This window comes from Tepidimonas ignava, from assembly GCF_004342625.1.
GTDB lineage: Bacteria > Pseudomonadota > Gammaproteobacteria > Burkholderiales > Burkholderiaceae_C > Tepidimonas > Tepidimonas ignava.
The window spans coordinates 1-17,943 of the sequence record NZ_SMAH01000017.1 but is presented as its reverse complement, the minus strand read 5'-3'; the positions used below and the strand labels follow the sequence as shown (position 1 = coordinate 17,943).

Sequence of the window (17,943 nt, the reverse complement as noted above, 5' to 3'; positions counted from 1 at the left end):
ACCATGACCACCGCCGCAGCCACCACCGCCCCCACCCCCGCGACGCCCGCGGCAGCCCGCCCCGCGGCGCACGGCAAGGCTGACCCCGCCGCGCCCGCGGACCTGTTCGCCCAGTTGCTGGCCGACCTTCGGGCGGCGCCCGACGATGCCCAGGCTGACACGGACCCCACCAGCGCGCCGGGCCCGGACACCCTGGCGGACAGCGCCGGCCAGCCGGATCAGGACGCGCTTGCGGATGACCCCAAGGTCCCGCCGGGCGACGCGATCGCGGCCCTGTGGGGCACGTGGCCCCCGCTGCCCGGCACGCCAGCGGTTGCCCAGGCGGGCGCCAACGCGCCCATCGTCAACGGGCCGGGCACCGAACCACCTGGGCTGCTGGGTGCGGCGACCGCCGAACGGCTTGCCCAAGCCGTCGGGCTGCACACCGAGGAACGGCCAACACCGCAAGCGGCTGCGGTGCAGGGGCGCCACGGCACCGAGCCTGGCCAGACGTCGCCCGGCGACGCACCGGCCGGGGTCGCCGGGGGGCCGCCGGGCCGTGCACGCGCCAAGACCGCCCCGCGCGCGGGCGCCGGCCAGGGCCCCGCGCCCGACGCGGGTGCCGCACGGTCGGACGCCGCGCTGACCGCCTTGCGCGAGGCGGCCGGGCACGCCGGCGTGGCGCATGGTTTGCGTGCGCTGGTCGGTGACGGCACCCCAAGCCCGGTCGGTCCCGCGGCGGGCGAGACCGCGACGGCGGGCGCCGCCACCCCCACGCCGTCGGCAGAGGGCAGTCAGCCGCGCGCCGGCGACCACGCCCTGCCTGGGCATGCCGCGCCGCACGGCGCGCCCCACGGGCCGGGTGGCAACACCGGCGGCAGTGGCGCCGCCGTCGAGATCACGTTTGGCCAGCGGCTGGAGGCGGCCCTGCAACAGACCGTCGATGCCCTGGGGGCCGAACTGGCCCTGTGGTCCGCCGGCGACCAACAGCGGGCGAGCCTGACCTTCGACGACGAGACGTGGGACACCCCGCTGGCGGTGGACGTGCAGTTGGACGCGGGGCTGGCGCACCTGACGTTTCGCAGCGACGACGCCGCCACCCGGCAGTTGATCCAGGCCCAGGCCCCGCAGGTGCTGGCCGACGCGCTGGCGCGCGCGGGGTTGACGCTGGGCCAGTTGGACGTCGGCACGCGGCAGGGACAGGGCCAAGGCGAGGCGGCGGCCGGCGCGCCGCGCGCCGCCCGCATCGGTGCCGCCATGGCATCCGCGGCGGTGGCCGCGCACGCGCAGGGGCCGCGCCCGGCAACACCGCGCGGTGCACTTGACGTGTACGCGTAAGGCCATGGTCGCGGGGGCGTGAGCGCCCGAACAACGCCGACGCAGCCGGGCTTATCGCGCTCATGAGCGACACCACGCCCCCGCACAATACGCCGCAAGGGTCGAGCCGGCGCCGTGCCACAATAGGCAGCGTCCCGCAGGCGCCCAAGCGGCACCGGCGGTGAATGGTTCAACCCAACGACGAGTCTGTGACCATGGCCAAAGCCGAAGCCCCAGCCGCGGCCGCCGGTGAGGCGGCGCCCCCCAAGAGCAAAAAGCTGCTCATCATCATCGTTGCCCTGGTCGTGCTGCTGGCCGGTGGCGGTGCGGCGGCGTTCTTCCTGCTCCGAGGCGCCAGCCACGACGAGGAAGGGGCCGATGAAGCCCCCGCCAAAGCTGAAAAGGCCAAGCCCAAAAAGAAAAAGGAAGCCGAAGCCCCGCCCACCTTCATGCCGCTGGACGCGGTGGTGGTCAACCTGGCCGACCCAGGCTCGACGCGCTACGCGCAAGTCGGCATCACGCTGCAGGTGGAAGACGCACACACGGCCGAGGAGGTCAAGAAATACATGCCCGCCATCCGCAACGGCATCCTGATGCAGATCTCGCGCCGCACCGCCGACGAGCTGCTCAGCGCTGAGGGCAAGGAAAAACTGGCGGCCGACATCTTGAAATTGATCCAGGAAACCACGGGCATGGAGCCCTACAAGGGCTACAGCCCCGTGGAGGCGGTGCTGTTTTCCAGCATCATCGTGCAGTGATGCGCCGCGCACCCTGCTGAACCTCAACCGACGGACGTGACACCATGAGCGACGCGTTTCTCTCCCAGGACGAGATCGACGCCCTGCTCGAGGGCGTCACCGGCGAAAGCCAAAAACTGGCCAAGGAAGAGGTCCAGACCGGCGGCATCCAAACGTACGACCTGTCGCGGCAGGAGCGCATCGTGCGTGGGCGCATGCCCACGATGGAGGTCATCAACGAGCGCTTCGCCCGCAACCTGCGCGTCGGGCTGTTCAACTTCATCCGCCGCAGCCCCGAAATCTCGGTGGGCCCCGTGCAGGTGCAAAAGTACAGCATGTTCCTGCGTGACCTGGTCGTGCCGACCAACTTCAACATCATGGCGGTGCGGCCGTTGCGCGGCAGCGGGTTGGTGGTGTGCGAGCCCACGCTGCTGTTTGGCGTCATCGACAGCCTCTTTGGCGGCACCGGCAAATTCCACACCCGCATCGAGGGGCGCGACTTCTCACCGACCGAGCAACGCGTCATCAACCGCATGGTCGACGTGGTGGCCGAAGAGTACAAAAAGGCGTGGAAAGGCGTTTACCCGCTGGAGCTCGTGTACCAGCGCTCCGAAATGCAGCCGCAATTCGCCAACATCGCCACACCCAGTGAAATCGTCGTCAGCACCAGCTTCACGCTGGAAATCGGCGACATCAGCGGCGCACTGCACATTTGCATCCCGTATTCCACGCTGGAGCCGATTCGCGACCTGTTGTACTCCAACACGCAGGGCGACTCGATGGAGGTGGACCGCCGCTGGGTCAAGCTGCTGAGCCAGGAAATCCAGGCCGCCGAGGTCGAACTGGTGGCCGAACTGGCCACCGCCGACGCCACCGTCGAGCAGTTGCTGGCGATGAAGCCGGGCGACTTCATCGAACTGGAGCGCCAGCGCATCATCCAGGCCAAGGTGGACGGCGTGCCGGTGCTGGAGTGTGAATACGGCACCCACAACGGCAAATACGCGCTCAAGGTGGTGCGCACCTTGCGCAGCTCCGACGCCACGTGGCACGCGCACGGAAGGACCGACCTATGACGACCGACCAGCAAGACAACCCGCCCAGCGCCCCGGTGGACGAGCAGGCGCTGGCCGACGAATGGGCGCAAGCGCTGCAGGAGCAGTCCAGCAGCACCGCCTCGGCGGGCCGCGCCGATGACCCCTTCGCCGGTGCGCCCGCGTTCGACGGCGCCCCACCCGCGCCTGCGGCCAACAACGACATCAGCATGGTGCTGGACATCCCGGTCACCTTGTCGGTCGAGCTGGGCCGCACCAAAGTGCCGATCAAATACATCCTGCAACTGGCCCAGGGCTCCATCGTCGAGCTCGACGCGCTGGCGGGCGAGCCGATGGACGTGCTGGTCAACGGCTACCTGATCGCCCAAGGCGAGGTGGTGGTGGTCAACGAAAAGTTCGGCATACGCCTGACCGACATCGTCACGCCCTCGGAGCGCCTGCGGCGCCTGAGCAAGCACTGAACCCCGCGAGCGAGCCGAGCATGAACAGCGCCTGGACCGCGTGGCTGCCTGCGCTGGGCCTGTTGGCCCTGCTGGCGTTGCTGGCGTGGGGTGTGCAGTGGCTGCGCCGCCGCCAGCAAGCCATGGGCGACGGTGGCGCGGCGCTGCGTGTGGTGGCCCAATTGATGGTGGGACCGCAGCAGCGTGTGGTGGTGGTGGAGCTGCAGGGGCCGGGCGCCCCGGTGCAACTGACCCTGGGCGTGACGCCGCAACACGTGCGCACGCTGCACGTGCAGCCGCTGGGCGCGCGCGCGCCCACCCCGCGCTACGCCGACGTGGCGCGCACGCTGGCTGCCGACGACGCGCGACGGGAGCCCGCCGCATGAGGCGCAGCGCGGCGGGACACCTGCTGGCGGGGCTGGTGCTGGTCGGCGCGGCCAGCGCCGCGTGGGCGCAGACGACCACCCCTCCAGGGCAACTGCCGCTGGTCGTGGCCCAGGGGCCGCAGGGCACCAGCTACTCGGTGCCGATCCAGACGCTGCTGTTTTTCACCGCGCTGTCGTTTCTGCCTGCGGTGCTGCTGATGATGACCGCGTTTACGCGCGTGGTCATCGTGCTGTCGTTGCTGCGCCAGGCGCTGGGCACGCAAGCCTCGCCGCCCAACCAGGTCATCATCGGCTTGTCGCTGTTTCTGACGCTGTTCATCATGGGCCCGACGCTGGACCGGGTGTACCAGGAAGCCTACCTGCCCTACAGCGAGGGGCGGGCCAGTTTCGAGCAAGCCGTGGCCGCGGCCGAGGCGCCGATGCGCTCGTTCATGAAAGCGCAAACGCGCCAGGCCGACTTCCAGCTCTTCGTCAACCTGGCCAAGCTGCCACCCACCACCACGGTGGACGAAGCGCCACTGCGCGTGCTGGTGCCCGCGTTTGTCATCAGCGAGCTCAAAACCGCGTTCCAAATCGGCTTCATGGTGTTCATCCCGTTTCTGGTCATCGACATGATCGTGGCCAGCGTGCTGATGTCGCTGGGGATGATGATGCTGTCGCCGGTGTTGGTGGCGCTGCCCTTCAAGCTGATGCTGTTCGTGCTGGCCGACGGCTGGAACTTGCTGATCGGCTCGCTGGCGGCGTCGTTCGCCCCACCCTCTTGATGCGCTCAAGCCCCCGATGGACCCTCAAGCCGTTTTGACCCTGGGCCAGCAGGCCATGTTCACGCTGCTGGCGGTGGCCGCCCCGGTGCTGGGCGCGGTGCTGGTGGTTGGGCTGGTCGTGAGCCTGTTTCAGGCGTTGACACAAATCAACGAGGCCACGCTGTCGTTCGTGCCCAAGCTGCTGGCGGCGGTGGCGGTGCTCGTCGTTGTCGGCCCCTGGATGCTGACCACGCTGGTGGAATACCTCCGCCGTGTGCTGCTGGCGCTGCCCAGCTACGCGGTGTAGCGCGACGCGGTTCGGGCTGCGCCCCACGCCCCGCCATGCCGAGCCTGACCTTCACCGAAGCGCAGCTGATGGGGTGGCTGGCCCCCGTGTGGTGGCCGTTTCTGCGCATCCTGGCGGTGCTGAGCACAGCCCCGTTGTTTTCGGCGCGCTCGGTGCCGCTGCGCACGCGCATCGGTCTGGCGTTGGTGCTGGCGGTGTGCCTGCAGCCGGCGCTGCCCCCCACGCCGCTGCCGGCGCTCAGCAGCCTGACGGCGCTGGCCGCGGTGGTGCAGCAACTGGCCATTGGGGTGGCCATTGGGCTGGCGGCCCGCATCGTGATGGCCGCGGTCGAGATGGCGGGCGAAATCGTCGGGCTGCAAATGGGGCTGAACTTCGCAGGTTTTTTTGATCCCGCCACTGGGGGCCAATCCAGCACCGTGGGGCGCTTTTACGGCAACGCCATGGTGTTGCTGTTCATCGTGCTCAACGGCCACCTGATGTTGATTGAAGCGGTGGCGGCCAGCTTCGTGGCCCTGCCGGTGGGGGATGGCACCACGGCGGCGCTGCAACGCATGCCGCTGCACGAGCTGGGCGGGCTGATTTTCGGCTACGGGCTGTGGATCGCGCTGCCGCTGGTGGTGCTGCTGCTGTTCGTCAACGTGGTGCTGGGCATCATTTCGCGCATCGCGCCGCAGATGAACGTGTTTGCCATCGGCTTTCCGCTGACGCTGGCGGTGGGGCTGGTGGGGGTGGCCGCGGCGCTGCCGCTGCTGGCCGAGCCGGCGCGCCAGCTGCTGCAGCGCCTGGCGGCGCTGTACGGAGTGGGCTGAAACGCCACCCCGCACCTGGCGCGGCCCTGGTGTCACACCAGCTTGTTGCGGATGGCGTAGACGGTCAACTCGGCGTTGTTGCTCAGGCCGAGTTTTTCGAGCACACGCGCGCGGTACACGCTCACGGTTTTGGGGCTGATCATCAGCGCCTCGGCGATCTGCGACAGCTTTTTGCCCGACGCAATCATCTTGAGCGTTTGCAGCTCGCGCTCCGACAGCGCGTCGTGCAGCTCGCCCCCCTCGGGCGCCTGCAGGTGGTTGGCCAGCAGCTCCGCGATTTCGGGCGTGATGTATTTGCGCCCCTGCGCCACGGCACGCACGGCGGCCACGAGCGCCTGCGGGTCGCCCCCTTTGTTCAGGTAACCCATCGCACCGGCCTTGAGGCAACGGATCGCGTACTGGTCCTCCGGGTACATGCTGACCATGATGGTGCGCACGGGGCTGGCCTCCTCGTGCAGCACGGCCAGGATTTCCAGCCCACTGCGCCCGGGCAGGTCCACATCGAGCAACAGCACGTCCGGGGTTTCGCGGCGCAACGCCTCGCGCAGCTCGGGGTAGCTGCCCGCTTCGGCCACCACGCGGATGTCGGTGGCCTCTTGCAGGGTGTCGCGGATGCCCCGGCGCACGACCGCGTGGTCGTCGCACAACATCACACGGATCATAGGCTTGCATCCTCCTCGGCGGCACGGCGCGCCGCCTCGCTCAATGGTACCGAAAGGATCAGCGTCATGCCTTCCCCCGGTGCCGTGACGACATCCAGCCAGCCGCCCACCGCCTGCGCGCGCTCGCGCAGGCCCAGCAGGCCAAACGAGCGCTCCTTGCGCAACGCCTCGGGCGCCGCGCCGCGGCCGTCGTCGGCCACTTCGATGGTCAGGTGATCCTCCAGGTCGCTGACCTCGACGCGCACGCGGCGCGCCTGGGCGTGCTTGAGCACGTTGGTCAGCGCTTCCTGCACGGTGCGGTACGCGGCCATCTCGACCCGCGGTGGCAGCGCGGCGCGCGCCAGTCTGCCGTGCAGCGTGACGTCCAACCCCGTGCGCTCGGCGAACGTGCGCGTCAGCCACTGCAGCGCGGCCATCAAACCCTGATCCAGCACCGCAGGGCGCAGGTTGCGCATGATGCGCTGGCTGGCCCCCAGGGCCTGCTCGGCCATCGTCAACGCCGAGCGCACGTGCGCCAGCGCTTCGGGGTCGGTCAGGCGACGCTGCAACCACGCCAAGTCCAGCCGCACCGCCGCCAGCGCCCCGCCGATGTCGTCGTGGATCTCGCGCGCGATGTCGGCGCGCTCGCGGTCGATGCTGGTTTGCAGGTGTTCGGTCAGCTCCAGCAGGCGCTGACGCGACTCGGCCAGCGCGGCCGCGGCCTCGGCCTGGCGGCGGCGCGTGGCGTGCAGCTCCAGCGCCCGCTGCAGCACGTGCGGCAGGCGGGTCAGGTGCTGCTTGTCGACGTAGTCGCTCACGCCCCGCACCATGGCGTCGGCCACGGTGGCCTCGCCAATCGCGCCGGAGACCAGGATGAACGGCAACTCGATGCCCTGCTGCTGCATCCAGGCCCAGGCCTCCATGCCCGAAAACCCCGCCAGGTGGTAGTCGGCCAGCACCGCGTCCACCCCCGGCGTGGCCAGCGCCTGCTGGAACGCCGCCAGCGTGTCCACCAACGTCACCTCGGCATCCAGCTCGGCGCGGCGCAACGCACGCACCAGCAACCCATGGTCCACGGGGTTGTCTTCCAGGTGCAGCAGGTGCAGCGGCGGGGGGTTCATGGTCGGTGCGGTGACGAAACGGCGACTTTACGGGTTGATGCCGGTGCCCACGGGCACACAAAGCCAGTATATTTGTGAACTACGCAGTTGCACGGGCCACGCAGGCCCCACCGACCATGACCGACCCGGATGGCACCCCGACCCCGCAACGACGCCGCTGGCCGCGCGAAGAGGTCACGGTGGTCGAGCCGCGTCCGCCCGAGCCGCAGGAGGACGAGCCCACCGTGGCGGTGCGCCTGAGCGCCGTGGCGGATCTGCAGGACTCGCTGCTGGTGGCGATGAACGACCTCAAACGCCTCGAAGGGCTGCTGGACCACGCCACCGCCAATTTGCTCGACCGCCTCAACCGCGCGGTGGCCGCAGCCGAGACGCTGCCCCCTGAAGCCGCCCCGGGCACCGTGGCGGAGCTGCGCGAGTCGGTCCAGATGGCCCTGCTGGAGTTGCAATTTCACGACATGTCCACCCAGCTGCTGGTGCACGTGGGCAAGGTGCTGCGCGGCTGCGCCTACATGCTGGCCGAGCAGGTGATGGAACCGGAAGAAGACGAGGTCGGCATGGTGGTGACGCACCTGCCGCAAAACCCCAACCCCGTGACCCAAAGCGAGATGGACGCCGGTTCCATCGAGCTGTTTTGAACCCTACGTTGAGCGCACAAGGTTAGCCCCATGCACACGATTTTGGCCGTTGACGATTCCGCATCGATGCGCAAGATGGTCTCGTTCACCCTGGTGGGCGCCGGTTTTCAAGTGGTCGAGGCCGTCGACGGCGTCGACGCCTTCGAAAAAGCACAAAAACAAAAATTCGACCTTGTGCTGACCGACCAAAACATGCCGCGGCTGGACGGCATTGGCCTGGTGCGCAAGCTGCGTGAGCAGCCCGCCTACGCCACCACGCCGATCCTGATCCTGACCACCGAGTCCAGCGACCAAATGAAACAGGCTGGCCGTGCCGCGGGGGCGACCGGCTGGCTGGTCAAACCGTTTGACCCCAACCGGCTCATCGAAGTCATCCGCAAGGTGATCCGCTGACCCCCACAACCCCTCACGCCCGGGCTGCAAGACCATGGCTGACACCGCGACCGACGGCTTCGACCTGACCCAGTTCTACCAGATCTTTTTCGAGGAGGCAGGCGAAAACCTCGAGCAGATGGAGCAGCTGCTGCTCAACCTCGACCTCGACACGGTCGACGACGAGACGCTCAACGCCATCTTCCGCTGCGCGCATTCGATCAAAGGCGGTGCGGCCACATTCGGCTTTGAAGACGTGGCGGAACTGACCCACCAGATGGAGTCGTTGCTGGACAAACTGCGCCGCCACGAGCTGGCGCCCACGGCGGCCATGGTGGACGTGCTGCTCGAGTCGAGCGACGCGCTCAAGGGCCTGCTGGCCCGGCATCAAGGCCTGGCCAACGACGCGCCCGAGACGGCCAGCCTCGTGGCACGCATCCGGGCGCTGGCCAGCGGCCAGGCGGCCGCCCCCGTGCCACCGCCCCCTCCCCCACCACCGGCGCCCAGCCCGGCCCCGCTTGGCGCGGGGGGCATGCCGGCGGCCAGCCCGCCTGGCGCACCACGGCGGCTGCGCGCTGTCATCGGCCCGCTGGACCGGCTGGAGCTGGCCGACCCGATCAAGGACCTGTTCCGCGACATTGCGGGCTTGGGGACCATCACGGCCGAGCGCACCGAAGGCGCGCAGCGCATCTATGAGATCGACACCACCAGCAGCGACGACGAGCTGCTGGACCTGTTTTCGTTTCACGTCGCGCGCGAGCACATCCGCCTGGAGCCACTGGACGCCCCCGCCTCCGCGCCCTCGGCGGCCCCCGCTGCGCCCGCCAGCGCGGACGCCGGCCTGGAACACAGCCGCGACGTCATCGAAGAGGGCTACGGCCTGTTCGCAGGCGCGCCTGGCAGCCCTGTGGCGGGCACACGCCCCGACGCCAGCGGCGCGCCCGCGCCCGCCCCGGACGAGGTGCACGGCTACGGCCTGTTCCCCGGGGCGCCGGGCAACCCTGTGACGCCGGACGACCACGCGGCGCAGCTGCGCGCCGAGATCGCCGCCGTGCAGGCCAACGCCGCCGGGGGCGGGGCAGCGGCGCAGGCCGACGCACGTGCACGCGACGCCGCCAAGGCGGCGCGCAACGCCGCCAGTGCGCAACTGGAAACGACCACGCTGCGCGTGTCGGTCAGCAAAATCGATCAGCTGATCAACCAGGTGGGCGAGCTGGTCATCACCCAGGCCATGCTGGCGCAGTACAGCCGCGACCTTGATGCCACCGTCCACCAGCAGCTGCTGGCGGGCCTGGCCGACCTGGAGCGCAACACGCGCGACTTGCAGGAATCGGTGATGTCGATCCGCATGATCCCGATGTCGGTCGTCTTCAACCGTTTCCCGCGCATGCTGCGCGACCTGGCCACCAAGCTGGGCAAAAAGGTCGAGTTGGTCACCCACGGTGAAGCCACCGAACTGGACAAGGGCCTGATCGAGAAGATCACCGACCCGCTGACGCACCTGGTGCGCAACAGCTGCGACCACGGCATCGAGCTGCCGGCCGAGCGCATCGCCAAAGGCAAGCCCGAAGTGGGCACGATCACGCTGTCGGCGGCGCACCAGGGCGGCTCCATCCTCATCGAGGTGCGGGACGATGGCCGCGGCCTGTCGCGCGACAAGCTGCTGCGCAAAGCGCGCGAAAAAGGCATCCCGTGCTCCGACGACATGAGCGACCAGGAGGTCTGGCAGCTGATCTTTGCGCCGGGCTTTTCCACCGCCGAAGTGGTCACCGACGTGTCGGGCCGCGGTGTTGGCATGGATGTGGTCAAAAAGAACATCCACGCGCTGGGCGGCACTGTGGAGATCGATTCGGCCGAAGGCTACGGCATGAGTGTCAAGGTGCGCCTGCCGCTGACGCTGGCCATCATGGACGGCATGACGGTGCGGGTCGGCGACGAGGTGTACATCCTGCCGCTGTCGTCGGTGGTGGAGTCCTTCCAGGTCGAGTCCAGCAGCATCAACACGGTGGCGCAAAGCGCGCAACTGGTCAAGGTGCGCGACGAGTACATGCCGGTGGTGGCGCTGGACGCGCTGTTTCAGGTGCCGCGCAAGGACAGCGATGCGGGCGCCAACAGCATCATGGTGGTCATCGAGTCCGACGGTGCGCGGGTGGCGCTGATGGTGGACGAACTGCTGGGCCAGCAGCAGGTGGTGATCAAAAACCTGGAGGCCAACTACCGCAAAGTGCCCAACGTGTCTGGCGCCACCATCCTGGGCGACGGCAGCGTGTCGTTGATCCTGGACACCTCCGCGCTGGTGCGGCGCGCCCGGCCATGAAGCCCGACGCCGCAGCCCAACTGCAAACGCGCGAGTTTGCGTGGACGGCGGCGGATTTCGAGCGTATCCGCCAACTGATTTACCGCCACGCCGGCATCAGCTTGCACGAAGGCAAGCAGGCCATGGTGTACAGCCGCGTGTCGCGCCGGCTGCGGGAAACGGGGCACGACAGTTTTCGCGCGTACCTCGACTGGCTGGAAAGCAGCCACGACCCGGACGAGTGGCAGGAGTTCGTCAACGCCCTGACCACCAACCTGACGTCGTTTTTTCGCGAGCAGCACCATTTCGTGGAGCTGGCCCGGCTGGCCCGCGAACAGCCCACGCACGACTGGAAAATCTGGTGCAGCGCCGCCTCCACCGGGGAGGAGCCGTACTCCATCGCGATCACGATGGGCGATGCGCTGGGCCCGGGCGGGCGCTTTCGCGTCTGGGCCAGCGACATCGACACGCGCGTACTGCAAACCGCGCAACGCGGCGTCTACAAACTGGAGCAACTGCGCCCGCTGTCGCAGGAGCAACTGCGCAAATACTTTTTGCGCGGCAAAGGGGCCAATGAGGGGTTGGCGCGCGTCAAGCCCGAGTTGCAGCGGCACCTGGAGTTTTTCACGCTGAACCTGATCGACGAACACTGGCCATTGCGCGAAACGTTCGATGTCGTCTTTTGCCGCAACGTCATGATCTACTTTGATCACGACACCCAGCGCAAGGTGCTGGCACGCATCCACCGCGTGCTCAAGCCCCACGGCACGTTGTTTGTCGGCCACGCCGAAAATTTCTCCGACGCGCGTGACCTGTTTCGGCTGCGCGGCAAAACCATTTACGAACGGGTATGACGTCGTCCGTGCACTCCCCTGCCCACGTGCAGGTCCTCCAGTCCCGCCCGCGCAAACCGGGCGAGGCGTCGTTCTTTTTCTTCGACCAGCATTTCAAGTACGCTGCGGTCAAGGTGCTGCCGGGCGAATATTTCGTCGCCGACGAAGATATCCTGATCATGACCGTGCTGGGGTCGTGCATCGCCGCCTGCATCTGGGATTCGCGCCTGCGCATCGGCGGCATGAACCACTTCATGCTGCCCGAAGGCGGCGCCGACGCCGGTGGGCGCTACGGCTCGTACGCAATGGAATTGCTGATCAACGAATTGGTCAAACGCGGCTCGACGCGCGAGTACATGCAGGCCAAGGTGTTTGGCGGCGGCGCGGTGATCGCCGGCATGACCAGCATGAACGTCGGTGAGCGCAACACCCAGTTCGTGCTGGACTACCTGGCCACCGAACGCATTCCGGTGGTGTCCAAAGATGTGATGGACATCTACCCGCGCAAGGTGGTGTTTTTCCCGGTCACCGGCAAAGCCATGGTCAAGCGCCTGGCCCACGCCCACCCCGATCTGCTCGAGCAGCAGGAGCGCCAAGGCACGGCCACCCGGCTGGCCCAGGCGCGCGCCGGCGGCACCGTCGACCTGTTCTGAGCTATCCTTACCCCCATGGCGAAAATCAAGGTGGTCGTCGTCGACGACTCGGCGCTGGTGCGCAGCCTGCTGTCCGAGATCATCAACCGTCAGCCCGACATGGAGTGCGTCGGCACGGCCGCCGACCCGCTGCAGGCACGCGAGATCATCCGCGAGCGCAACCCCGACGTCATCACACTGGACGTCGAAATGCCCAAAATGGACGGGCTCGAATTCCTGGCGCGCCTGATGCGCCTGCGCCCGACACCCGTCGTGATGGTGTCGACGCTGACCGAGCAGGGCGCCGAAACGACGCTGCGCGCGCTGGAGCTGGGCGCGGTCGATTTTGTGGCCAAGCCGCGCATCGGCGTGGCCAGCGGGCTGCAACAACTCGCCGACGATATCGTCGACAAAATCCGTATCGCGGCCAAGGCCCACGTGCGGCGGCTGCCCGCCGTCAACACGGCCACGGCGGGAACCGCGTCCACCCCCAGCGGCGCCTCGGTCCGCAGCGTCGTCTCGGGGGCCCCGGCGTCCTCCAGCCCCGCCGCCCCGATTCGGCTCTCGACCGAGAAGGTCATTTGCATCGGCGCGTCCACCGGCGGCACCGAGGCCATCAAAGAAATCCTGATGCAGCTGCCGGCCGACGCCCCGGCCGTCGTCATCACCCAGCACATGCCACCGGGCTTCACCGCCAGCTTCGCGGCGCGGCTCGACAGCCTGTGCCGCATCCGGGTGAGCGAGGCCCACGACGGCGAGCGCATCTTGCCCGGCCACGCGTACATCGCGCCAGGCGGCAAACAATTTTCTCTTGCGCGCAGCGGCGCCAACTACGTCGCGGTGGTGGACGACTCCCCGCCCGTCAACCGCCACAAACCATCGGTCGAGGTGCTGTTTCGCTCCTGCGCGCGCGTGCTGGGGCCCAACGCGATCGGCGTCATGCTCACCGGCATGGGGGCTGACGGGGCCGAGGCGATGAAGGAAATGCGCGACGCCGGCGCCTACAACATCGCGCAGGACGAAGCCAGTTGCGTCGTGTTTGGTATGCCGAAAATGGCCATCCAGGCGGGCGCTGTGCACGCGGTGCTGCCACTCAAGGACATCGCCCGCGCCATCATGGAGCGGGTGGCCGCGGCCGAGGTGCGTCACCGCATCTGAGCGCGCCGGCGCACCCCAGGCGTGCGCCGTCGGCGGGTCTGCCAACCGGCCAACGGGACGGCAGCCTTACACCAACCGGTCAACCCGCCGCCCTGCCTGGGGGTTGGAGCCGCCTTGGTCTGCCGCGGCGCCGTAGGTTTGCTGCGGCTCGCCCGGGGGCAGGTTGGCCAACGGCGGTGCGTTGAGACGCGTGTGCAGCTCCTCCAGCGCCTTGGCACGCTGCTGCGCCGCTTCGCGCGCCTCATCGCCAATGACCATGTCCACCGCCGCACGGCTGGCCTTCCAGAGGTTGGGCAACAGCTCCTTGATTTGGGTGTCCAACGCTTCCAGCGCGGGGTTCTTGACCGGGGGAAAGCCTTGATCATCGCCGGTTTGGGCCTGCTGCGCATCCTTGGCCTGCGCCTGCTCGGTACGGCGCTGCTCGGCTTGTTGCTGCTGGTCGCGCTCCACACGCGCGCGCTCGGCCCGGCGCTGCTCGTCTTGAACCGCCTGGGCCTGCGCACGCTGCCGCGGCCCGCCTTCGGGTCCGGCGACCGGCAAACCGGTGCGCTCCGGCGCGCTGGGGTTGGTTTGCGCCTCGGCCCGCTGAGCTTCCTGCGCAGGGGACACAGGCGCCAGCGGCGGGGTGGCCGCCACCTGCGCGCGCGCCGCTTCACCCTGCGGCGCCACCTGGTCGGCACCCACCGCCTCACGCGCGACCGCGTTGCCCGGCCGCGCGGGCGTCAACGGCTGCGCGCGCACGGTCGGCGTCACTTGCGGTGAAGGCCCTACAGCAATGGACGAGATGGTCAACATGGCGCAATCCTCGGCTCGACGACCCAACCCAACGGGCACACGCCCCGGGCTCACCGTTGTTATCGGCCACCTTGAGCGCGACTTTAGGGCGTCGTGCGCCGTTTTTCAAGCCACCGCCCACCTTACAATCGTGTTACCGGCAGCGCGCGGCGTGCGCCGCGCCCAACGACGACCCAACAAGGACGACCCATGGCAACCCCGCTCCCACTGCACGACCGCGACGGCAAAATCTGGATGGACGGTGAACTGATCGACTGGCGCGACGCCAAGGTGCACGTCCTGACCCACACCCTGCACTACGGCTGCGGCGCCTTCGAGGGGGTGCGGGCGTATCTGACCGAACGCGGCACGGCGATTTTTCGGCTGCAGGAGCACACCGAGCGCCTGTTCAACAGCGCCAAGATCCTGCGCATGAACATCCCGTTCAGCATGGACGAGGTCAACGAAGCGCAGCGCGCCGTCGTGCGCGCCAACGGCCTGCAGAGCTGTTACATCCGCCCCCTGACCTGGATCGGCTCCGAAAAGCTGGGCGTCAGCCCCAAAGGCAACCGCGTGCACCTGATGGTGGCGGCTTGGGCGTGGGGCGCCTACCTGGGCGAAGAGGGCATGAAACGCGGCATCCGCGTCAAGACCTCCAGCTACACGCGCCACCACGTCAACATCACGATGACCCAGGCCAAGACGGTGTCCAACTACACCAACTCGATCCTGGCCAACATGGAAGCCACCGACGACGGCTACGACGAAGCGCTGCTGCTGGACCCGAGCGGTTTCGTCTCTGAAGGCGCCGGCGAAAACCTTTTTATCGTCAAAGGTGGCGTGATTTACACCCCCGACCTGTCGGCCGGCGCGCTCAACGGCATCACGCGCAACACGGTGCTGCACATCGCGCGCGACCTGGGTCTGGAGGTGGTGCAAAAGCGCATCACCCGCGACGAGGTCTACATCGCCGACGAGGCGTTCTTCACCGGCACCGCCGCCGAAGTCACCCCCATCCGTGAGCTGGACCGCGTGACCATCGGCGCCGGTGAGCGCGGCCCCATCACCGAAAAGATCCAAAGCGCCTTCTTTGACATCGTCAACGGCCGCAACCCCAAGTACGCGCACTGGCTGACGCTGGTCTGACCCACTTGCCTGCCCAACACGAGCAACGCCATGACCGCCACCACCCAAGCTCCCGCCGTGGTCGAGCTCGCCGCCACCGACCTCAACGCGCACGGCGGCATCCACTGCCCCCACCCCAAGGCTGGCATGGAACTGTGGAACAGCCACCCGCGGGTCTTCCTGGACGTCGCCTCCACAGGTGAGGCGCAATGTCCGTACTGCGGAACGGTGTACCGGTTGCGCGGGGACAAGCTCGGCGCACGAGGCCACTGATGGCGAACCGGTTCCGTCGTGCGAACGCCTGCCGCTGACGGGACGCCCTGCCATGTTGGACCGTGTGACCGTCGTGGTGGTCACCCACCACAGCGCGCATTGCCTGGACACGCTGGACCCACTGCTGCGACACTGTCCCCACGTCATCATTGTCGACAACGCCAGCGAAGACGGCACCGTCACGTTGGCACAAAAACGCTGGCCGCACGCCAGCATCTTGGCCTTGTCCCGCAACGTGGGTTTCGGTGCGGCCAACAACATGGCCCTTGCCCGCTGCCAGACGGACTTTGCGTTGCTGCTCAACCCTGATTGCGAAGCAACCCCGGCCGACCTTCACACCCTCGTCACCGCTGCGGACACGTTCGTCGATGCGGCCGTGGTTGCACCGCAGCTCTGCGATGCCGACGGTCACCCCGAAGTGAACTACCGTTGGCCTTGGCTGGACTGGAAAAGCACCGGACCCGCCGCGGAAGGCCCCCTGTGCGTCGGTTTCGTGTGTGGCGCAGCCATGCTGGTGCGTGTCGCGAAACTTCCGCAACCCGCCTTTGATGAAAGGTTTTTCCTCTATTACGAGGATGATGATTTGTGTCTGCGCCTGCTGAGATCCAAGCAGTCGATGATCATCATCCCCTCCTGCCGTATTCGTCACCGGTCCCGCGGATCCGTACGTTCACCACGACGGTTGAGCGCCGAATATTGGCGTGGGTACCACCACGCGCAATCTAAATTAACCTTCATAGTCAAATATATCGACACGACACCAACACACCAACAACGTTTACGACTGATTGCACTAACCATCATCACATTACCTCTACACATCGTCTTCTGGTCACCCAAAATGCTGGCAAGAAAGATCGGAAGACTTGTGGGCGCGATAAAATTTAAAACCATCCACTGACACACTCCCAGAATACTATGAGCGGTCGTCGTCTGCTCTTCTTCTGCCCCACAAAACGTCGCCCCGTAGGCGGGATAAAAGTTTTATACAGACAGGCAGAGTTAGCCAACAAACTTCTAGGCACGACACCCCACTCGGCCGCAATTGTTCACCCTAATCGCCCATTTTACAAAGCGTCATGGTTCAGCGCCAACCCCCCAATATTACCACTATTACTGAAGCCTCATATTGTCAACGGAAAACTTAAACTAACAAACATCCAGAAGCGCCTGGACCCGGCCCGCGACCGGGTCATATTACCTGAACTTTGGGCGCACAAATACGGCCCCCAACTGATTCGAGAGCAAATACCATACGCAATATATGTGCAAGGCGGATATTTAATTAACACCAAGCCTCAACAAGACACCGAGCTGGCCTACCATGGCGCAAGAGCAATATTCACCATATCAGACAACACCACCGAATGCGTCGCTCGCGCCTATCCATTCACCCAGCAAAAATTATTTCGCGTCCATTACTCCGTTAATCATTCCATATTCCACCTGCAACAGCAAAAGCAAAACATTATCACCTATATGCCGCGCAAGCTTGCACGACACGCCGACCTTCTTAAGCTTTTCATCACGCCACACCTCCCCAAAACGTGGAAACTTATTCCAATTGACAACGCAACTGAAATAGAAGTCGCCCGACAGATGCAAACATCAAAAATATTTCTGTCGCACATTGAGCTCGAGGGATTACCCATCCCACCCCTGGAGGCAGCCCTTACCGGCAACATGGTAATCGGATATACAGGGCAAGGCGGCACCGAATACTGGCACGAACCTATTTTTAAAAAAATTGAACACGGCGCCCTACTGGACTTCGCCAAAGAAATAATAAACGCCACAACAACTGACTTCGACCGCTTTATAGAACAATCCCAATCACAACGCATGGCGCTCAAGAATCTTTACAGCGAAGCCACAGAACTCAAAGATGTCGAGAATATAATATCAATTATGCTTAATTAACGTATGCCATCGCCGCCGATTACTTGACATCCTCGTACCACGGCGTCTACTGGTGCACAGTGAACCGCAATATCGGGAACACTTGGCTTACACCGGGCGTTCAGCACGTTCAGGGAGACGGCAACGATGATGACACGATTGTGGCGGACTCGCCCACACCAAGCCGGCTCATTCATGACGATCTTAACAACAGCCGCGTGCCATGCACGGTGCTGCTCTTATGCGTTGCGGCATTGAGCCGGTTAAGCAATCAAATGGCACCGTTGTAACGGCTTTTTAGGGGACGGGTAACTGCAACTAGTCGCCCCTGAAATATTCATAACATCATGATTTTTCTTGTGTTATTGTCTGTTTGCGAGTACAATTTCCCCCAGATCTGATGTCTGATGCGCC

At 66.2% G+C, this 17,943-nt stretch carries 21 protein-coding genes; 18 read left to right on the top strand and 3 right to left on the bottom strand.

The window, feature by feature from the left end; translation table 11 throughout:
• The first annotated feature begins 3 nt into the window (after positions 1-3).
• The 8 genes from EDC36_RS11680 (at position 4) to fliR (ending at position 5,770) form a co-directional block, all read left to right on the top strand.
• Positions 4-1,317 carry a flagellar hook-length control protein FliK gene (locus tag EDC36_RS11680; RefSeq protein WP_132963442.1) on the top strand — a complete coding sequence of 438 codons (1,314 nt, stop codon included), beginning with the start codon at positions 4-6 and terminating at the stop codon, positions 1,315-1,317.
• A 194-nt stretch (positions 1,318-1,511) separates the two neighbouring features.
• Positions 1,512-2,054 (top strand): flagellar basal body-associated FliL family protein, encoded by a 543-nt coding sequence (locus tag EDC36_RS11675; RefSeq protein ID WP_132963441.1) that lies wholly within the window; start codon positions 1,512-1,514, stop codon positions 2,052-2,054.
• Positions 2,055-2,098: 44 nt separating this feature from the next.
• Complete coding sequence (fliM, locus tag EDC36_RS11670) at positions 2,099-3,106, top strand: flagellar motor switch protein FliM (protein WP_132963440.1); 1,008 nt, start codon at positions 2,099-2,101, stop codon at positions 3,104-3,106.
• Positions 3,103-3,546: a flagellar motor switch protein FliN gene (fliN, locus tag EDC36_RS11665; protein ID WP_132963439.1), complete on the top strand. Its 444-nt coding sequence runs from the start codon at positions 3,103-3,105 to the stop codon at positions 3,544-3,546. The genes fliM and fliN overlap by 4 nt, the downstream gene beginning before the upstream one ends.
• Before the next feature lie 20 nt (positions 3,547-3,566).
• Positions 3,567-3,911 carry a FliO/MopB family protein gene (locus EDC36_RS11660; protein WP_132963438.1) on the top strand — a complete coding sequence of 115 codons (345 nt, stop codon included), beginning with the start codon at positions 3,567-3,569 and terminating at the stop codon, positions 3,909-3,911.
• On the top strand, positions 3,908-4,675 hold the full coding sequence (gene fliP, locus EDC36_RS11655) for a flagellar type III secretion system pore protein FliP (RefSeq protein ID WP_132963437.1): 768 nt from the start codon (positions 3,908-3,910) through the stop codon (positions 4,673-4,675). Before EDC36_RS11660 ends, fliP begins: the two co-directional genes overlap by 4 nt.
• Positions 4,676-4,691: 16 nt before the next feature.
• A complete protein-coding gene (fliQ, locus tag EDC36_RS11650) occupies positions 4,692-4,961 on the top strand; it encodes a flagellar biosynthesis protein FliQ (RefSeq protein WP_132963436.1) in 270 nt (89 codons plus the stop codon).
• 35 nt (positions 4,962-4,996) lie between these two features.
• Complete coding sequence (gene fliR, locus EDC36_RS11645) at positions 4,997-5,770, top strand: flagellar biosynthetic protein FliR (RefSeq protein WP_243646579.1); 774 nt, start codon at positions 4,997-4,999, stop codon at positions 5,768-5,770.
• Positions 5,771-5,802: 32 nt separating this feature from the next.
• On the opposite strand, the gene EDC36_RS11640 is transcribed toward fliR, so the two are convergent.
• Together EDC36_RS11640 and EDC36_RS11635 are read right to left on the bottom strand one after the other, a co-directional pair.
• Positions 5,803-6,432: a response regulator gene (locus tag EDC36_RS11640; RefSeq protein ID WP_132963435.1), complete on the bottom strand. Its 630-nt coding sequence runs from the start codon at positions 6,430-6,432 to the stop codon at positions 5,803-5,805.
• The gene (locus tag EDC36_RS11635) at positions 6,429-7,532 is read right to left on the bottom strand and encodes an ATP-binding response regulator (RefSeq protein WP_132963434.1); all 1,104 of its coding nucleotides are present in this window, start codon (positions 7,530-7,532) and stop codon (positions 6,429-6,431) included. The genes EDC36_RS11640 and EDC36_RS11635 overlap by 4 nt, the downstream gene beginning before the upstream one ends.
• Positions 7,533-7,648: 116 nt before the next feature.
• Here EDC36_RS11635 and EDC36_RS11630 point away from each other — a divergent pair, with 116 nt between their 5' ends.
• From EDC36_RS11630 to EDC36_RS11605, 6 genes are read left to right on the top strand one after another with little or no spacing between them, the layout of a single operon-like run.
• Positions 7,649-8,167 (top strand): hypothetical protein, encoded by a 519-nt coding sequence (locus tag EDC36_RS11630; protein WP_313905141.1) that lies wholly within the window; start codon positions 7,649-7,651, stop codon positions 8,165-8,167.
• A 30-nt stretch (positions 8,168-8,197) separates the two neighbouring features.
• Positions 8,198-8,560 carry a response regulator gene (locus EDC36_RS11625; RefSeq protein ID WP_132963433.1) on the top strand — a complete coding sequence of 121 codons (363 nt, stop codon included), beginning with the start codon at positions 8,198-8,200 and terminating at the stop codon, positions 8,558-8,560.
• 34 nt (positions 8,561-8,594) lie between these two features.
• Entirely contained in the window at positions 8,595-10,856 is a 2,262-nt protein-coding gene (locus EDC36_RS11620) for a chemotaxis protein CheA (protein WP_132963432.1), read from the top strand.
• Positions 10,853-11,689, top strand: coding sequence for a CheR family methyltransferase (locus tag EDC36_RS11615; RefSeq protein WP_132963431.1), 837 nt, complete (start codon positions 10,853-10,855; stop codon positions 11,687-11,689). Before EDC36_RS11620 ends, EDC36_RS11615 begins: the two co-directional genes overlap by 4 nt.
• On the top strand, positions 11,686-12,321 hold the full coding sequence (cheD, locus tag EDC36_RS11610) for a chemoreceptor glutamine deamidase CheD (protein WP_132963430.1): 636 nt from the start codon (positions 11,686-11,688) through the stop codon (positions 12,319-12,321). The genes EDC36_RS11615 and cheD overlap by 4 nt, the downstream gene beginning before the upstream one ends.
• Before the next feature lie 15 nt (positions 12,322-12,336).
• Positions 12,337-13,458: a protein-glutamate methylesterase/protein-glutamine glutaminase gene (locus tag EDC36_RS11605; protein ID WP_132963429.1), complete on the top strand. Its 1,122-nt coding sequence runs from the start codon at positions 12,337-12,339 to the stop codon at positions 13,456-13,458.
• Positions 13,459-13,524: 66 nt separating this feature from the next.
• Here EDC36_RS11605 and EDC36_RS11600 read toward each other — a convergent pair whose 3' ends face one another.
• The gene (locus EDC36_RS11600) at positions 13,525-14,253 is read right to left on the bottom strand and encodes a hypothetical protein (protein WP_132963428.1); all 729 of its coding nucleotides are present in this window, start codon (positions 14,251-14,253) and stop codon (positions 13,525-13,527) included.
• 189 nt (positions 14,254-14,442) lie between these two features.
• Between EDC36_RS11600 and EDC36_RS11595 the strand changes: the two genes are divergently transcribed.
• From EDC36_RS11595 to EDC36_RS11580, 4 genes are all read left to right on the top strand, one after another.
• On the top strand, positions 14,443-15,378 hold the full coding sequence (locus EDC36_RS11595; protein ID WP_132963427.1) for a branched-chain amino acid transaminase: 936 nt from the start codon (positions 14,443-14,445) through the stop codon (positions 15,376-15,378).
• A gap of 30 nt (positions 15,379-15,408) precedes the next feature.
• The gene (locus tag EDC36_RS11590; RefSeq protein ID WP_132963426.1) at positions 15,409-15,630 is read left to right on the top strand and encodes a zinc-finger domain-containing protein; all 222 of its coding nucleotides are present in this window, start codon (positions 15,409-15,411) and stop codon (positions 15,628-15,630) included.
• Positions 15,631-15,694: 64 nt separating this feature from the next.
• Positions 15,695-16,531, top strand: a complete 837-nt coding sequence (locus EDC36_RS11585; protein ID WP_243646578.1) for a glycosyltransferase family 2 protein — start codon at positions 15,695-15,697, stop codon at positions 16,529-16,531.
• Between the two features lie 17 nt (positions 16,532-16,548).
• On the top strand, positions 16,549-17,550 hold the full coding sequence (locus tag EDC36_RS11580) for a glycosyltransferase family protein (RefSeq protein WP_132963424.1): 1,002 nt from the start codon (positions 16,549-16,551) through the stop codon (positions 17,548-17,550).
• Positions 17,551-17,943: the final 393 nt, after the last annotated feature.

What these genes read in the sequence shown, in the direction of transcription:
- EDC36_RS11605 (WP_132963429.1), top strand. Translation starts at nt 12,337, where the DNA reads ATGGCGAAAATCAAGGTGGTCGTCGTCGACGACTCGGCGCTGGTGCGC.
- fliN (WP_132963439.1), top strand. Translation starts at nt 3,103, where the DNA reads ATGACGACCGACCAGCAAGACAACCCGCCCAGCGCCCCGGTGGACGAG.
- fliP (WP_132963437.1), top strand. Translation starts at nt 3,908, where the DNA reads ATGAGGCGCAGCGCGGCGGGACACCTGCTGGCGGGGCTGGTGCTGGTC.
- fliQ (WP_132963436.1), top strand. Translation starts at nt 4,692, where the DNA reads ATGGACCCTCAAGCCGTTTTGACCCTGGGCCAGCAGGCCATGTTCACG.
- EDC36_RS11625 (WP_132963433.1), top strand. Translation starts at nt 8,198, where the DNA reads ATGCACACGATTTTGGCCGTTGACGATTCCGCATCGATGCGCAAGATG.
- EDC36_RS11660 (WP_132963438.1), top strand. Translation starts at nt 3,567, where the DNA reads ATGAACAGCGCCTGGACCGCGTGGCTGCCTGCGCTGGGCCTGTTGGCC.
- EDC36_RS11630 (WP_313905141.1), top strand. Translation starts at nt 7,649, where the DNA reads ATGACCGACCCGGATGGCACCCCGACCCCGCAACGACGCCGCTGGCCG.
- fliR (WP_243646579.1), top strand. Translation starts at nt 4,997, where the DNA reads ATGCCGAGCCTGACCTTCACCGAAGCGCAGCTGATGGGGTGGCTGGCC.
- EDC36_RS11680 (WP_132963442.1), top strand. Translation starts at nt 4, where the DNA reads ATGACCACCGCCGCAGCCACCACCGCCCCCACCCCCGCGACGCCCGCG.
- EDC36_RS11620 (WP_132963432.1), top strand. Translation starts at nt 8,595, where the DNA reads ATGGCTGACACCGCGACCGACGGCTTCGACCTGACCCAGTTCTACCAG.
- EDC36_RS11635 (WP_132963434.1), bottom strand. Translation starts at nt 7,532, where the DNA reads ATGAACCCCCCGCCGCTGCACCTGCTGCACCTGGAAGACAACCCCGTG.
- EDC36_RS11600 (WP_132963428.1), bottom strand. Translation starts at nt 14,253, where the DNA reads ATGTTGACCATCTCGTCCATTGCTGTAGGGCCTTCACCGCAAGTGACG.
- fliM (WP_132963440.1), top strand. Translation starts at nt 2,099, where the DNA reads ATGAGCGACGCGTTTCTCTCCCAGGACGAGATCGACGCCCTGCTCGAG.
- EDC36_RS11640 (WP_132963435.1), bottom strand. Translation starts at nt 6,432, where the DNA reads ATGATCCGTGTGATGTTGTGCGACGACCACGCGGTCGTGCGCCGGGGC.
- EDC36_RS11615 (WP_132963431.1), top strand. Translation starts at nt 10,853, where the DNA reads ATGAAGCCCGACGCCGCAGCCCAACTGCAAACGCGCGAGTTTGCGTGG.
- EDC36_RS11595 (WP_132963427.1), top strand. Translation starts at nt 14,443, where the DNA reads ATGGCAACCCCGCTCCCACTGCACGACCGCGACGGCAAAATCTGGATG.
- cheD (WP_132963430.1), top strand. Translation starts at nt 11,686, where the DNA reads ATGACGTCGTCCGTGCACTCCCCTGCCCACGTGCAGGTCCTCCAGTCC.
- EDC36_RS11675 (WP_132963441.1), top strand. Translation starts at nt 1,512, where the DNA reads ATGGCCAAAGCCGAAGCCCCAGCCGCGGCCGCCGGTGAGGCGGCGCCC.
- EDC36_RS11590 (WP_132963426.1), top strand. Translation starts at nt 15,409, where the DNA reads ATGACCGCCACCACCCAAGCTCCCGCCGTGGTCGAGCTCGCCGCCACC.
- EDC36_RS11580 (WP_132963424.1), top strand. Translation starts at nt 16,549, where the DNA reads ATGAGCGGTCGTCGTCTGCTCTTCTTCTGCCCCACAAAACGTCGCCCC.